Annotated in this window: 12 protein-coding genes and 5 tRNA genes; 2 read left to right on the forward strand and 15 right to left on the reverse strand. The window is 38.8% G+C overall.

Translation table 11 applies throughout. The features are described from left to right. Positions 1–226: 226 nt before the first annotated feature. The 3 genes from HNQ85_RS16210 to HNQ85_RS16225 form a co-directional block, all read right to left on the reverse strand. Complete coding sequence (locus HNQ85_RS16210) at positions 227–1,111, reverse strand: helix-turn-helix domain-containing protein (protein WP_181538760.1); 885 nt, start codon at positions 1,109–1,111, stop codon at positions 227–229. A 390-nt stretch (positions 1,112–1,501) separates the two neighbouring features. Further along, entirely contained in the window at positions 1,502–3,928 is a 2,427-nt protein-coding gene (locus HNQ85_RS16215; RefSeq protein ID WP_181538761.1) for an S-layer homology domain-containing protein, read from the reverse strand. A 522-nt stretch (positions 3,929–4,450) separates the two neighbouring features. After that, positions 4,451–5,200: a MerR family transcriptional regulator gene (locus HNQ85_RS16225; RefSeq protein ID WP_181538763.1), complete on the reverse strand. Its 750-nt coding sequence runs from the start codon at positions 5,198–5,200 to the stop codon at positions 4,451–4,453. A gap of 204 nt (positions 5,201–5,404) precedes the next feature. Between HNQ85_RS16225 and HNQ85_RS16230 the strand changes: the two genes are divergently transcribed. Both HNQ85_RS16230 and HNQ85_RS16235 read left to right on the forward strand, forming a co-directional pair. Beyond that, complete coding sequence (locus tag HNQ85_RS16230; RefSeq protein ID WP_181538764.1) at positions 5,405–5,875, forward strand: DUF2975 domain-containing protein; 471 nt, start codon at positions 5,405–5,407, stop codon at positions 5,873–5,875. A 10-nt stretch (positions 5,876–5,885) separates the two neighbouring features. Next, a complete protein-coding gene (locus HNQ85_RS16235; protein ID WP_181538765.1) occupies positions 5,886–6,107 on the forward strand; it encodes a helix-turn-helix domain-containing protein in 222 nt (73 codons plus the stop codon). Between the two features lie 482 nt (positions 6,108–6,589). Here HNQ85_RS16235 and glmS read toward each other — a convergent pair whose 3' ends face one another. From glmS to HNQ85_RS16295, 12 genes are all read right to left on the reverse strand, one after another. Next, on the reverse strand, positions 6,590–8,392 hold the full coding sequence (gene glmS, locus HNQ85_RS16240) for a glutamine--fructose-6-phosphate transaminase (isomerizing) (RefSeq protein ID WP_181538766.1): 1,803 nt from the start codon (positions 8,390–8,392) through the stop codon (positions 6,590–6,592). Positions 8,393–8,916: 524 nt separating this feature from the next. Continuing rightward, on the reverse strand, positions 8,917–10,263 hold the full coding sequence (gene glmM / locus HNQ85_RS16245; RefSeq protein ID WP_181538767.1) for a phosphoglucosamine mutase: 1,347 nt from the start codon (positions 10,261–10,263) through the stop codon (positions 8,917–8,919). A gap of 33 nt (positions 10,264–10,296) precedes the next feature. Then, positions 10,297–11,535 carry a CdaR family protein gene (locus tag HNQ85_RS16250; protein ID WP_181538768.1) on the reverse strand — a complete coding sequence of 413 codons (1,239 nt, stop codon included), beginning with the start codon at positions 11,533–11,535 and terminating at the stop codon, positions 10,297–10,299. Further along, positions 11,523–12,350, reverse strand: coding sequence for a diadenylate cyclase CdaA (gene cdaA, locus HNQ85_RS16255; protein WP_181538769.1), 828 nt, complete (start codon positions 12,348–12,350; stop codon positions 11,523–11,525). Before cdaA ends, HNQ85_RS16250 begins: the two co-directional genes overlap by 13 nt. 99 nt (positions 12,351–12,449) lie before the next feature. Continuing rightward, positions 12,450–13,067, reverse strand: coding sequence for an anti-sigma factor family protein (locus HNQ85_RS16260; RefSeq protein ID WP_181538774.1), 618 nt, complete (start codon positions 13,065–13,067; stop codon positions 12,450–12,452). Between the two features lie 17 nt (positions 13,068–13,084). Next, positions 13,085–13,648, reverse strand: coding sequence for an RNA polymerase sigma factor SigW (sigW, locus tag HNQ85_RS16265; RefSeq protein WP_181538770.1), 564 nt, complete (start codon positions 13,646–13,648; stop codon positions 13,085–13,087). A gap of 189 nt (positions 13,649–13,837) precedes the next feature. After that, positions 13,838–14,740, reverse strand: coding sequence for an arginase (gene rocF / locus HNQ85_RS16270; protein ID WP_181538771.1), 903 nt, complete (start codon positions 14,738–14,740; stop codon positions 13,838–13,840). Between the two features lie 283 nt (positions 14,741–15,023). Further along, positions 15,024–15,096: transfer RNA gene (locus HNQ85_RS16275), tRNA-Ala, on the reverse strand. 4 nt (positions 15,097–15,100) lie between these two features. Then, a tRNA-Gly gene (locus tag HNQ85_RS16280) sits at positions 15,101–15,175 on the reverse strand. 7 nt (positions 15,176–15,182) lie between these two features. Next, positions 15,183–15,255, reverse strand: a tRNA-Lys gene (locus HNQ85_RS16285). Positions 15,256–15,264: 9 nt separating this feature from the next. After that, positions 15,265–15,339 (reverse strand) — tRNA-Gln (locus HNQ85_RS16290). Positions 15,340–15,489: 150 nt separating this feature from the next. Next, positions 15,490–15,574, reverse strand: a tRNA-Tyr gene (locus tag HNQ85_RS16295). Positions 15,575–15,580 lie beyond the last annotated feature (6 nt).

A 15,580-nucleotide genomic window follows, 5' to 3' on the forward strand; every position in this document is an offset into this window, starting at 1 on the left:
GATATGACAATTAAGACGGAGGAATGAACAAAAATTTACTCAACAAAGGGAGAGCACACAGTTTTTTTTGCCAAAAGAGAAAAAGGTTCCATTGTTATGGAAACAAAAATAGCGATACCCCTATTTGAGAAGTATCGCTTTATACGCATTATTTTATCACCTTTACGTATTGCCTACCTTTCAAACAAAAAGCATCCTCAAACCGAAATTTTCGCTAAATGAAAAATCACTCCTCTTCGAAAGATAAGTTTATCGGTTCATCGAGAACGTCATGGGCTATTTCAAGATTGGTAGTCGGTACACTTTTATCCACTTCCTCAAATTTAAATTGATCGACCCAAACATGTCCCTTGCCAAAGAGAAGAACGCCAAAGGAGATAAGAGCGCTATTTTCCGGAACATCAAGAACGATGGAGTATAAATTCCAATTCGTATCTTTTACAATTGGCCGGTCGCTCATGTTATCGAATTGAAGAACATCATACAGAGCGTTATCGACTCTCATCCATAAACCGCAAAAACCGTCCATATTTTTCGTTTTAACAAAAGCGGAGAGCTTTACTCGTTTCCCTAAAAATTTGTCTGCTTTGAACTGTTGCATCATTGTAGCGAATTCATCAGTTGTTTGAACCGTTACAGATTTTAAATAGCCTGAGCATTTTCCTCGATGGACTACTTTCGTATCAATCCCCATTTCATAATTGAATGGATGGCTTCCACTCAAAAACCATCCCTTCATTTTTTGCTGTTGTTTCATATTCTTTCCTCCATTTTTATCAATAATTGAGTTCATAATCCGGCGGTATTGTCCTGGCGGCATATGATAAACTTTCTTAAAAGCTCTTGTAAAAGATTCTTGCGTTCCAAATCGAAAATGATAAGCGATGTTAATAATCGACTCATCGGTGTAAAACAGCATACTAGCAGCGCTAACTAGCCTTCTAATTCGCACGTAATCACCAACTGTCATCCCGGTTTCCTTCTGAAAAATTCTAAGAAAATGGTACTTCGAGAAACCAGCATAGGAAGCCACGTTTTCTAATGTAAGAGATTCGTGTAAGTTATCCTCAATATAACTAATGGCTTTCTGTAATATTTGCTGGTAAATCACCACCCGCACCTCCTTTGCTTATAGGGTACTAAACACAAAAAGGAAATCTTGACTTTTTTTGCTAAAAATTCATCTCTGCCTTTTCAACAAAACAACCGTTAATGCTCCCCGCTCTCCCAAGGCTTTAAATAAAGGTGATCCTTTTAAGCGGGAAAAAGAAAAAGACTTGGATTGCTCCAAGCCTTTCAATCGTTGATTTATCAAGATTTTTATACATAACTATATATAAATGATGCGTGATTTCGACATGGTGCAAGTTTGTCAACGAACAAAATAGGCTGTACGAGATTCATCAGTTTAAATTTGCATGTCGAAAAGTTATTAAATCAGTTATATATGTTTTTGGGGATTTTTGTCTTTTTGGGCTATGAAAAATTCCCCTATCTTATATCAATTTCCATATTCAGTAAAAACCAAAAATTGATCAAGTAATTTTACCATTTGGCTTCTTGTTGTATAAGAACGAGGGGCAAAACTTCCATCTGCTTTTCCAGATAACACATTTGCCTGTAATAACAAGTTTACGTCTTCTCTTGCCCAGGTTATTTGTTGCACGTCTCTAAAGTTGTCCACGTTTTTTGTTTCATCCAGCTTCAAAGGCTCGTATCCGACCGCTCTCATCGCCCGGCCAAGCATCGCAGCTGCTTGTTCGCGCGTAATCGGATCATTCGGTGCAAAAGTTCCATCATTTTTTCCTTTAATAATCCCAGCTTCGACAGCACTCAAAAGCTCCGGCACAAACCATTCTTTGCCGCTTACATCAGAGAACTGTTGACGATATTCGCTTTCCGAATATAGACCTAAAGCCCTTGTCAACATGACGGCAAATTGAATACGGCTTACTGGTTCATGTGGACCGAACGTGCCGTCTTTTTTTCCTTTAACAATGCCCCTTGCCGCTAACTTCTTTACTTGTTCTTCGTTCCATAGCCCACCAATATCCTTGAAGGTGTTATTGTTGTTTTCTCCGTAAAAAAACGGTTGGTTCCAGCGATGTTTGATAGTAACTTTATCAATTTCTGGAATAATCGGTAATGCTGGACCAAGATTTTGTCCATCAAGTTGAGCGGCCATTGCTTTTGCTTTGATCACTTCGGCTCCAAACGTACTCTCCACTTTTCCTTTCAATATGAGCGATTTTAACTCGCTTCCCGCCTTCGCCACTACATTGAAGCGATAAACGGGTGAGAGGTTAGAAAAGCCTTCAGATTGTAAAAACAATGGCATTTCCTTCAATCTTAATTGAACAATGAACGACAAGTCCTCAAGAGAAATGTTTTCCTGTTGAATAATTTGATCGACCGCAAACGTTGATACCGGAAAACGAGTGGAAAATTCAGGATCACAAATCTCAATTTGCGCCTTTTCATCTTTCTCTTGGATCGCTTTAATGACTGAACTTGGAATCACGATATCTGTATTTCTATTGAAATAACTAAAATTTGAAATGATAATCTTTAATTTATCCAACTCATCTGGTGTATTCAGTAGGTTAAGAACCTCCGATGAGTTTACTTCAAATCTGTTTCCAGTAACACCATCTGACAACGGAACATTTGATATGATAGCCGGTCGATTGTTCAATGTTTGATATACGTTTAACGCATATGTCTTGCTTGTTTTTTGATCTTCTGCTGTTACTTTTACAGATACGTATGTCGGTCCATTTCCTAAATCAATGGTAGACGTTCCCGTTTGCTTACTCTTGTTTGTCCGAATCAAGACTTCGGAAACGTGTGGATCTTCTGTTCGCGGTTCTAGCAAAATTTCTTGAAGGCCATAAGGCACGTCTAAATGATAATTCTTCTGATTTTCTTGAAAAGAATAATTTGCATAGCTCGAATAATTATTTTTTCCAGATACAGCAATTCCGTTTAATGTAGCATCTATTCCTGGTTGACGAATACCATCAGGCACGTTATAAGGTTTGACGTCCTTTCCCCAGTTAACAACCTTTCCGTTCTCTAATAGAGCTACATCGTCATACATTCCAGTTTCAATTTGTTTCACACCTGTTAATTGATTCATAAATTCTGGGTTATGTACATATAAATAAGCGGGATATCCAACGTACACCACTTTTCCATCGGCTCGTAAAGCCAAAACATATCCTCTTGCCGCCGCAATTGAAACCACGTTTGTTAAAGGAGCTGAAGGTTCGAATTTGGTGTCAAGTCCCCAAATGACCACTTTTCCATCTTTCTGTAATGCTACGCAAAAAGTCCCCCCTTCAGCAATCGCTTTTACAGGACCAAGCGTTGATGGAACGGAAGAACGACCATCTTTTTCGCCCCAGGCATAGACCTTTCCATTGTTATCTAAAGCTAAAGAATGGTCATATCCTGCTGCTACCGCAACAATGTTCTTTAAATTTTCAGGAACAGCGGCCCCTTCTCCTTCTCCCCAGCTCACAACCGTTCCGTCTTTTTTTAAGGCTAAAACGTGACGGTATCCCGCTGAAATTTGAACAATATCGGTTAATTTTTTCGGTGGATTTTTTGGAATCTCCCTCTCACTTGCTCCCCAAGTCGAGACCGTCCCATCTTTATAAACAAAAACAGAATAGTTATGACCAGCAGCAATCATTTGGACGTTTCTCATTTCTGGAAGTGCCACACGATCTAAAAAATCAGCGCCCCACGCAACAACCGTCCCATCTTTTCTTAACGCTAGTTTGTGAAAGCTTCCAGCTGCAATTTGAATAACAGGATTATCTGAACTTTCTTCTGCTTTTGAATAACTCGGAAACATGGTAAACAGCATTATAGCAACAATTAACGCAGAAATAGTAGCCTTTTTTAACTGATACAAACCCACATAATCTTCTCCTTTCCTTATATGAACGATTGTAGATACCTTGAGCCACTGATAATTCCTACAATATTATATAAGAAGTAGGAAAGAAGAAATAGATTTAAAAAATGGATTTTATGAACACTTACTGTAGTAATGCCACCCTATAGCCTAACAATTTACACAAAAATCTCTCAACACCTCGATACTTTTCTCTCAAACTTGTTATCTTAAAGCCATATTTTCGATAAAACTCTACCGCATCTTTATGTGTCTCAGCAGAAATGAATTTTAATGAATGTTTATCACAAACAAACCTAACCATTTTACTTCCTATCCCGCATTTCCTCTTTCAGCTGGAGAAACTACAATATGTTTTATCTTAAATAGGCGAGAAAACTCCCACTTATGTTATAACAACAAAGAGGCTGATCCATAAGTGTCTGACCTCACGCGCATTTCACGATATATCGTTCATTTATCCAATGTTATGTCCTATATATTGTGTTGTGGGGTCTGACACTTGGATTAGCCTCTTTGTTCACATTATTTTTTGTTTTTATCCGCAAAGACTGCCATGGCATCGCGCATAAATTTCGCTAAGCCTTCACCAAATTGGTCGATGTTTTTGGTGAAGCGTTCATCATCTACGTACATTTGCCCTAATCCTTTGAATGCTTCGAGTGAGTAATTGCCGAAGTTATTGTTCAAAAAATCATACCATTCTTTAATGGCTGCTTGCGCCTCTTCTGATTCAGGTGAGCCATTACGAAGAGCCGCAAGTTTTTGATAGATCGAATTCATTGCTTTAGCCATAGCTTCTTGTTCATCTTTAGACATGCTCCCGATTTTAGCGTTTGCTTTGTCGACAGCTTCATCTCCCCAACGTTCACGAGCTTCTTGCTCGTATGGATTATGACTAAAGTCAAAGCCTTCAAATTTCTCTTTGTTCGTCATTTGAATTTCTCCTTTCATATGCTGAATGGTCTTATCAATCGTAGCAATCACTTTATCGAGTCGCCTGCGTTTCTCAAGCAACATTTTTCGTTGCAGTACCAACGCTTCATGCCGATCAAATGAAGGACTATTGATAATTTCTTTGATTTTCTTTAAAGGGAAGCCAAGTTCTTTAAAAAATAAGATTTGTTGTAACATCTCAAGATTATCATCGGAGTAAAGACGATAACCAGATTTGGTTGTCTCATCTGGGGTTAATAACCCGATTTCATCATAATAATGCAGTGTGCGCACACTAATGCCAACTAAATCGGCCACTTCTTTCACTGTCATTGCCATCGTTTTGACCTCCCTTCCATATTCACTATAAAGTATCACGTAACGTGAGAGTCAACATACGTTTTGAAAATATAAGTAATAAAATAATCAGATTATGTATATTCGTTTACATAAAAAAAATATCGTAAAAGGATAAAAATATATTGCAAAACGATAAATTGTGTATTAAAATCAGATTGACAAAAATAAGCGGAGGTGCTATATATGAAACCAGAAACTCTCTTTTTAAAGATAGTTGTTTGTCTTATTGGAATTACGGTACTTGCTATGTTTATATTTGTGTCGCCTTTTATAGCAAATGAATTAGCAAAAGGGTTGGAATGGTTGTTAGTTTTGTTTGTAATAGATTTGTATGCATCGGCAATACCGTTTTTCGTTGCATTGTATCATACTTTAAGACTTTTAAGCTATATTGATAAGAACATTGCTTTCTCGGAATTATCTGTTAGGTCTTTAAAGTATATAAAATACTGTGCATTCACATTCAGTATGTTGTATGTGTCAGCCTTGCCAATGTTCTATCGCTGCGCGAAGAATGAGGATGCCCCAGGTGTCATGTTATTTGGATTGGTCATTATTCTTGCTTCAATTGTGATTGCAGTCTTTGCTTCTATTCTTCAAAAACTATTAAAAAATGCCATAGATATAAAATCAGAAAATGATTTAACGGTCTAAGGTGAATAACGTGGCAATTATAATCAATCTTGATGTGATGCTGGCTAAAAGGAAAATGAGCCTTACAGAACTTTCGGAGAGGGTTGGAATAACGATGGCTAATCTTTCTATATTGAAAAATGGAAAGGCAAAAGCGATTCGATTATCAACTTTAGATGCGATTTGTAAGGCTTTAGAATGTCAGCCTGGAGATATTTTAGAATACAAAAGTGACGAAGACAGTCAGGGATAATACCAATCTTCAACTAACGCGGGTTAATTGAACAAGACCAACACTATAAAGTTAAAACGCTTGGGGTTCTTTGAAATACCCCAAGCGTTTTTATGTTTTAATTATATTGTTATTGTGCCTGTTATTTCAGTTGTTATTTGATGTGTCATTTACACTGTTATTTAGCTTTTTCTCCACATTATCAGAACTACTTAGGCATAAACCTATGCCAACACCTTTTCCCAGTTACCATTATTATTTTCTAGTTACCAACTTTATTTTTCAGTATGCGACTTTATTTTCCGCGAACACCAATAACAGTTATATTTGCAAAGGAAATAAACACTGTAATAGGAAAAACAAAAGCCTGCTGGATTCACCAGCAGGCTTTCAGTTCCCGGACTTTTTTGTTCGGTACCCAACTTTTTTGTCCGGTTCCCGACTTTTTTGTCAAGTACCCGACTTTTTTGTAATTCAACACCTTTTCAAAGTAGCTGTCTTAATTACTCCACCGTCACTGACTTCGCTAAGTTACGCGGTTTGTCAACGTCGCAGCCGCGGTGTAATGCAGCGTAGTAAGCGATAAGCTGCAATGGCACAACCGAAACAAGCGGCGTTAACATTGGATGAACCGCTGGGATGACGTAACGGTCTTCTTCTGTTTCTAAGCCTTTCATTGAGATAATGCAAGGGTTCGCACCGCGTGCAACCACTTCTTTTACATTACCGCGAATGCTTAAGTTCACGTGCTCTTGCGTTGCCAAAGCGATGACTGGCGTACCCTCTTCAATTAACGCGATTGTACCGTGCTTCAATTCACCGCCAGCAAAGCCTTCCGCTTGAATGTATGAAATCTCTTTTAGCTTTAACGCACCTTCAAGGCAGACGTAGAAGTCTACCGCACGACCGATAAAGAAGCAGTTGCGCGTTGTCGCTAAATATTCACGTGCAATTTTTTCCATTTCTTCTTTTGCATCGCAAAGCATTTCCATAACATTCGCGATAATACCTAACTCTTTAACAAGATCAAAATCAAGTTCAATTCCTTTTGCTTTCGCCGTTACTGTCGCTAAAATCGCTAAAACCGCAATCTGTGCGGTATATGCTTTTGTCGATGCAACTGCGATTTCCGGACCAGCATGAAGCAATAACGTATAATCTGCTTCACGGGAAAGCGTGGAACCAGGAACGTTTGTAATCGTTAAAGCTTTATAGCCCATTTCTTTCGTTTGGACAAGTACCGCACGGCTGTCTGCTGTTTCACCGCTTTGTGAAATATAGATAAACAACGGTCTTTCAGATAGTAATGGCATATTGTATGAGAACTCACTTGCGACATGTACTTCCACAGGGATTTTTGCCCATTTTTCAATGAACTGCTTGCCAACTAAGCCGGCATGGTAGCTTGTACCGCACGCTATAATGTATATACGATCCGCTTCGTTCATCGCCTCAATAATTTCTGGGTCAATGGTTAAATGGCCGTTTTCATCTTGATACTTTTGAATAATGCGGCGCATCACAAGCGGCTGTTCATCGATTTCTTTTAACATGTAATGCGGATATGTTCCTTTTTCAATGTCGCTTGCATCCAACTCTGCTGTGTACGGATCACGGTCAATAATGTTGCCGTCTAATTTCTTAATCGTCACTGAATTTTTTGTGACCATTACCATTTCTTTATCCATTAACTCGACATATTGGTTTGTCACTTGCAGCATAGCCATCGCGTCACTTGCGACAACATTGAAGCCGTCTCCAAGACCAACGAGCAATGGACTTTTATTTTTAGCCACATAAATAACATCTTTATTCTCAGAATCGATTAATGCAATCGCATAAGAGCCTTTTAAAAGCATTAATGTTTGTCGGAATGCTTCCTCTACATCTAAGCCGCTGTTTACAAATTTCTCAACGAGCTGCACGATAACTTCTGTATCTGTATCACTCTTTAATTCAACATCTTGTAAATATTCGCGTTTTAAAATCGCATAGTTTTCGATTACTCCGTTATGAACAAGTGTAAAACGACCTGATGCACTTTGGTGTGGATGTGCATTTACACGGCTTGGCGCACCATGAGTAGCCCAACGTGTATGACCGATACCGACTGACGCTTCGACATCTGGATTGACAACTTCACGTAAGTCTGCGATGCGTCCTTTTTCTTTAAAAACATGTACTCCGTTCTCGTTTAACACAGCAATCCCAGCTGAATCGTAGCCACGATATTCTAATTTCTCAAGTCCGCGTAATAAAATTTCTTTTGAATCTTGTTCACCGATATATCCAACGATTCCACACATCAACACATTCCTCCCTATTTTTCAAAAGAGGCTGCCTATAAGGATGTGAGGACCCCTCGAATGATTACAATATCTTCTACCGACCTATTTATATTTTATATTGTAGCTGAGGGATCTGACCCTTTGTTTTAGACAGACTCCCTTAATGATCAACTTTGCGATTAAATCCTTTCCTTTGTGCAAAGAGTCACCTCTTTGTTTTAAGAAAGGACTTGCGGCTGTAATCGCAGCAACCGGGAGGCATCCGCCGAACGATCGATAAACCTCCTCCTCGTCAACTAAGCTTTCTTCCGAGCAAAGCTTAGTCCAGGCGCTTTACAAAATAAATACTTCTCCTACCCACCTTTCTATTTTGAATAACAACAATGTTAATATTATAGCAGTCCACTAAGAAACGTCAACTAATATATTTTATAAAATATGTATAAGTGAAATTTCTCGTTCCACTTATTTTATAAAATACGCATAAGTGGAATATTCTCGTTCGTTCCACTTATGCGTAGGTTGGTTATAAGAGAAATAAATTATTCAGCTCCCATTTCTTCTTTTACTACTGTAGCAATTCGTTCTACATACTCTTTACATAATTCCTCTGTTGGGGCTTCTGCCATGACGCGGACAAGCGGTTCTGTTCCTGATGGACGAACAAGAACGCGGCCATTTCCGTTCATTTCTGCTTCTACCGCTTGAATCACTTCTTTTACTTTCTCGTTTTCCATTACTTTATGTTTATCTGTTACTTTGACGTTCACAAGAAGCTGCGGATATTTCGGCATTTCGCTTGCTAATTGCGAAAGCGGCTTTTGGGTAATTTTCATGATATTGACAAGCTGCAAAGCCGTTAACAAACCATCACCCGTTGTATTGTAATCAAGGAAAATGATATGGCCGGACTGCTCACCGCCTAAGTTATAGCCATTTTTCTTCATTTCCTCGACTACATAGCGGTCACCGACTGCTGTTTGTACACTTTGAATTCCTTGTGCTTCTAATGCTTTATAAAAACCAAGATTGCTCATGACCGTTGAAACAACGGTTTGATGTTTTAAACGTCCCGTCTCCTTCAAATACTTCGCGCAAATATACATAATTTGATCGCCATCGACAATATTGCCGTTTTCATCAACTGCAATTAAACGGTCACCGTCACCGTCAAATGCAAGCCCTACATCCGCTTCTTTTTCTTTTACAAACGCCGCTAACGCTTCTGGATGTGTTGATCCAACTCCATCGTTAATATTAATTCCGTTTGGTGATGCTCCCATTGTTAAAACATCTGCTTCTAAGTCTGCAAATAAGTGAGTAGCTAGTGAAGAAGTTGCTCCGTGAGCACAGTCAAGGGCAAGGCGCAATCCTGAGAAATCTTCTTCTACCGTCTGTTTTAAATATTGTAAATATTTTTGTCCGCCTTCAAAGTAATCATTTACTTGTCCTAAATCTTTGCCGATCGGTCTCGGTAATGTATCTTCTGGACTGTCTAATAATTCCTCAATTTCTCTTTCCTGTTCGTCTGAAAGCTTGAATCCATCCGGTCCAAAAAACTTAATCCCGTTATCCTGCACAGGGTTATGCGAAGCAGAAATCATAACTCCCGCTTGCGCCCCTAGCGCTTTTGTCAAGTAAGCTACACCTGGAGTTGAAATGACACCAAGACGCATAACCTCTGCTCCGATAGAAAGCAATCCAGCTACTAATGCTCCCTCAAGCATATGCCCTGAAATACGTGTATCACGGCCGATTAATACTTTTGGACGTTCTTTATCCTTTGTTAACACATAACCGCCACAACGGCCAATTTTAAACGCCAGCTCTGGCGTTAACTCGCTATTGGCAATGCCACGTACACCGTCAGTACCAAAATATTTACCCATTATCTGTATCTCTCCTTTTATTCTCTTGCTTATTTATTCTTTTTCCGTAATTTTAACTTTGACTTTATCTTGAGATAAATCCCATGTTATATTTTGCGGTCCATTTGCTTCAACCGCTACTTCATGCTCTCCAATACCCAGTTCACTTACATTTATATACAAATCAATGTCATCTGGTTTTATACTGTTTAGTACGCTTGACGCACCGTGAGCCACTATATCAAGCTTCCCATCCTCTGGGTCTAAAAACTGAAGCAAATATCGATCACCTAATCCTAAAATATCAATCGGTACTTGAGAAAATGTTTTTGACTGTTCCTCTTGTACATCAATATGAATGTTAATTTTCGCTGGATCAACCGCTTTAACTCCTTCTGGAAGTGGAACTTTCACTTCTAACGTCGTGTCTTTCGTAATTTCATCTAAATTGATGGTAATTCCATCGATAAATTCAATTTGTTCGATTTTGTCTTTCGGTCCAAAAATCGTTACTTCATTTGGGACTGCTTCGATTTTAACAATACTTAAACCTTCTTTCAATTTGCCCGTCCGATTAATTTTAAACGGAACGGACTTGCTAGGGCTTTTTACTGGCACCGTTACATCTACAACAGAAGGCTCTACTTCGACATCGAGTTCCTCTCCATCTTTATCATAAACGTTCACACGCGATTCTTGTTCAACTGTTTCTTTTGCTCCATCCAAACTAACTCTTGCTTTTACAAGCGCCACCTTTTGAACTAATTCTTTAGCGCCTGTCACTGTGACCAAGTTTGGTTTGACAATCGGCTGCTCTATCGAGTAACCATCCGCTATTTTATTTTTATGAATAAAATCTACTTCAACAGGAAAATCTTTAGAAACTTTTTCGTCAATAACAACATTTACTACAGCTGGCTCTATTGTTACCTTGAGTTTATCTGATATATTTTTATATTTTAAAGGAATTGTATGTCTCCCTAATTCTAAATCAGTTAAATCTGCATAAATTTCAAAATCTCGTTGAAGCTTCGTTCGTTTTAAAATGCTTGCAGGACCCTCCAATGTCACATTGACAAACTCTGGGACGCCGGAGACGACTAAATTTTCTTTATCATAATAAACAACAACAGGCACATCTGTCACTATTTCTTCACTCGTTGTTCCTACGGAGTTACGCGTTAAACTCCCCGATTTTGTCTCTTTTTCAATGTTCACAGACATATATAGCATAAGCGCCAGCAACAACGCAAAAGCCTTCATAAACCAATGGTTATTCATTAATTTATCCATTTTTTCTTCCCCCTCCATTGCCAACGAGATGAGGAAGCTGTCTTCGTTGCTGTCTTCAATTCTCCTGTCAGCAATTCACGGAACTGTTCTAATGTTAAATCACGATGCAATTCTCCATTTTTCGTCACTGAAATGGCTCCAGTTTCCTCTGATACGACAACGGTCACACTATCTGTCACTTCACTAATTCCTAGTGCTGCACGATGCCGTGTTCCTAATTCTTTTGAGATAAAAGGACTTTCCGATAACGGCAAATAACACGCTGCAGCAGCAACGTGATTTTTCTGGATAATAACTGCTCCATCATGAAGGGGGGTATTCGGTATAAAAATATTAATTAATAATTCCGAAGAAATATGTGCATTTAAAGGAATACCTGTCTCGATATAATCACCCATGCCTGTTTCCCGTTCGACTGATATGAGAGCACCAATTCTTCGTTTCGCCATATATTCAGTAGCTTTAATAATGGCTTCAATGGTTTTTGTCTGTTCTTCTTCCTCAGGCACACTGCTTCTTGAGAACAGCTTTCCCCTTCCTAACTGCTCAAGCGCACGCCGCAATTCCGGCTGGAAAATGATAATAATCGCTAAAAAGCCCCACGTTAATGCTTGGTCCATTAACCATTGCAAAGTGCTGAATCCTAAAAAATTGCTTACAATTCTAATGAGTACAATTAAAATAATTCCTTTTAAAAGCTGAACGGCTTTCGTTCCGCGAATAATCATGATCAATTTATAAATAACAAACCAAACAAGGAGTATATCAACAATTTTTGCTAAATAACTTAAGATTGGGAGCTCTCCAAAAGGCATTCTCACACTTCCTTTGTTGTTCTAATTCCTATACGTTGTATTTAAACAACTCTTTTATTATATCATATAAGCAAAAAAGCCATCAAAAAGACGGCTTTGTTATTCGCGATCGAAAGTTTCCAATGTATCTTTCATCATATCTTTTATGTTATACCAAATCCACCCGAATACCTCATTAATTTCTTCAATTTCTCCCGTCACTTGACCAGCAGAAGCAAGGTGTTTTTCCCCGTGAATGACCGTTACGTCTCCGTTCACTTTCCCTTCAATTTGGATTGAACCATTTCGGACTACAATATCTCCATTAACTACTTCTCCTTTTGGCACAATAACTGTATTGCCTTTAATAATTAAATTTTCTTTTGTCGATACAGAAAATTGCTGCTCGCCATTCCATGTCGTCAACAAACTTCCCATCATTAAAGCGAAAAATAAAGACGCCGCCGTAATCATCGGATGCTTCTTCAACCATCTTCCTAAGCGAATGGTTTTCTTTTCTTTCGGTAATCGAGCCATTACTTTCGCTGTAAAATCATCAGAAGGTACAAGATGAGAAGAATGCTGAATGAAAGCAACCGTCTTTTTCAAATCATTAAAATGTTGGCTGCATTTCGCGCATTCATGCAAATGATCTCGTAAAATAAGTTCATCCTGAGGGCTAATCTCCTCGTCTAAATAGTTGTGCATTAATTCAATAATGTTAGATGGACATTTCATCATTTTTTCTCACCCTCTCATAAATGTCCCAATTGCTTTCTCAGTGCTTCACGCCCGCGATGAAGTCTTGTCTTCACTGTTCCTACAGGCAAATCGAGAATTTCGCTAATTTCTTGTAATGATAGTTCCTCTATATATTTTAAAACAATAACACTCCGATACTTTTCCGGCAATTTTAATATCGCTTTTTGGACAATCTCTTGCAGTTCTAAACTTTCTAATGTATCCTCTGGTGAAGCTTCCGTCGAGGCTAGCTGTGAATACATCGTCAAACCATCTGTACCGCTGACTTCTGCATCTAGGTAAAAATCTGGTTTCTTCTTGCGAATTCGATCAATCGATAAATTGGTAGCAATGCGATAAAGCCAAGAAGAAAATTTCATGTCAGGATTATACGTATGAATATTTATGTAAGCACGAATAAATGCTTCCTGAGCAACATCTTCTGCCTCATGACGATTTCCAAGCATTCGATAACATAATTGATATACTTTATTTTTGTAAATTTCAACAATTTCAGCATATGCATTTTGATCGCCTTTTTTTATAGCTTTAATTCTATTTTTTACCAACTGTTCCATGTTTATATTATACCCCCGCCCTATTGCGGCTATATTTCTATACGAATCAAAACAAAAAAAGTTCCACGATTTATTGTAACAAAAAACAGCAGCCTAATCATCAGGTCTGCTGTTTTTATAAGAAAGAACTTCTATGTTCTCAATATTCAGATTTTATTGTCTGCACAAAAGTTTTCAGCTTTTTATAAACTATACTAGTTTTTCTCCAAATAAAGAGCCCATTAGTGCAACAGCCACTGAAGCTGTTTTATTTCGTTCATCAAGAATTGGATTGACCTCAACAAATTCAGCAGAAGTAATCATTTCTGCCTCTGCAAGCATTTCCATTGCTAAATGGCTTTCTCTATAGGTCAGTCCACCAATAACAGGAGTCCCTACTCCAGGAGCATCATGAGGATCTAATCCATCTAAATCTAATGATAAATGAACACCATCTGTCCGTTCTTTTAAATATGCAATCGTCTCCTCCATGACTTTTGTCATTCCGAGGCGATCAATCTCATGCATTGTGTATACTTTAATACCTTTTTCTTTAATAAGCCGTTTCTCTCCTTCATCTAATGAACGCGCCCCGATCAGAACAATATTCTCTGGTTTTACTTTTGGACTATAGCCACCTATGTTGGTCAAGGCTGGATGCCCCAATCCTAAGCTGGCAGCCAGCGACATACCATGAATATTTCCAGAAGGCGATGTTTCTGCTGTATTTAAATCTCCGTGGGCATCATACCAAATAACTCCTAAGTTTTTGTAATGTTTAGCAACACCCGCTAACGTTCCAATCGCAATACTATGGTCACCACCTAAAACTAACGGAAAATCCCCCTTTTGCACTACCTCATCCACAGCTTCTGCTAATTTTTCATTCGCCTCAGCAACTGCTTTCAAATTTCGTAAATTTGAATGAACAGCAGAGTCGCCAGATCTTTCTGCTCTGCCAATAGCAATATCTCCTAAATCATCAATTTCATAATGTAAACGCTCTAAACGTTCTATAACACCCGCATAACGGATAGCGCTTGGTCCCATATCTACTCCGCGACGTGTTTGTCCTAAATCCATAGGAACGCCAATGATGGAAATCTTTTTCATAAAACCTCTCCTCCCCCTCATATTGCTTATATTTTACCGAATAATAAATTGGTGACTCAACTCAACAATTTTTTGAATATTTATTCTATTAAAAACCGATGTAAATGCCTAACGTCGAAAGAAAATGTTCTTCCCACAAGAAACACTTATCACTTCAACAGAGGAAAGTTATCTTCCAGAAAGCATGGCAAGCCGCTCTGAACAATAAAGCAATATGAAAGGGAAAACATATTCTTTAAAAACAAAAAACTCCTTAAGCCGTTATGACTTAAGGAGTTTTTAATGGAGCCTAGCGGGATCGAACCGCTGACCTCCTGCGTGCAAAGCAGGCGCTCTCCCAGCTGAGCTAAGGCCCCATAATGGAGCGGAAGACGGGACTCGAACCCGCGACCCCCACCTTGGCAAGGTGGTGTTCTACCACTGAACTACTTCCGCAAAAAAATGAGCCATGGAGGACTCGAACCTCCGACCCTCTGATTAAAAGTCAGATGCTCTACCTGCTGAGCTAATGGCTCATCTTTAAATGGCTGGGCTAGCTGGATTCGAACCAGCGCATCACGGAGTCAAAGTCCGTTGCCTTACCGCTTGGCTATAGCCCATTGATATAACTTCGTGAGATACTTCTGTGAATATGCTTCATGATTTAATAACGCAGGATAATTTCAAGAATTTCTGTAAGGAAATTCGGGAAATTATCCGACAAACGATACAACAAAAACGTATGTAATCTTTTTTACATCATGTGAAAATGGTGGAGGGGGACGGATTCGAACCGCCGAACCCACAGGGAGCGGATTTACAGTCCGCCGCGTTTGGCCACTTCGCTACCCCTCCGTATAA

The organism is [Anoxybacillus] calidus (genome assembly GCF_013760845.1).
Lineage (GTDB): Bacteria > Bacillota > Bacilli > Bacillales > Anoxybacillaceae > Paranoxybacillus > Paranoxybacillus calidus.

Coding starts and splice junctions, on each gene's coding strand:
- HNQ85_RS16225 (WP_181538763.1), bottom strand. CDS start 5,200: ATGGCAATGACAGTGAAAGAAGTGGCCGATTTAGTTGGCATTAGTGTG.
- HNQ85_RS16230 (WP_181538764.1), top strand. CDS start 5,405: ATGAAACCAGAAACTCTCTTTTTAAAGATAGTTGTTTGTCTTATTGGA.
- glmS (WP_181538766.1), bottom strand. CDS start 8,392: ATGTGTGGAATCGTTGGATATATCGGTGAACAAGATTCAAAAGAAATT.
- glmM (WP_181538767.1), bottom strand. CDS start 10,263: ATGGGTAAATATTTTGGTACTGACGGTGTACGTGGCATTGCCAATAGC.
- HNQ85_RS16250 (WP_181538768.1), bottom strand. CDS start 11,535: ATGGATAAATTAATGAATAACCATTGGTTTATGAAGGCTTTTGCGTTG.
- cdaA (WP_181538769.1), bottom strand. CDS start 12,350: ATGCCTTTTGGAGAGCTCCCAATCTTAAGTTATTTAGCAAAAATTGTT.
- HNQ85_RS16260 (WP_181538774.1), bottom strand. CDS start 13,067: ATGAAATGTCCATCTAACATTATTGAATTAATGCACAACTATTTAGAC.
- sigW (WP_181538770.1), bottom strand. CDS start 13,648: ATGGAACAGTTGGTAAAAAATAGAATTAAAGCTATAAAAAAAGGCGAT.
- rocF (WP_181538771.1), bottom strand. CDS start 14,740: ATGAAAAAGATTTCCATCATTGGCGTTCCTATGGATTTAGGACAAACA.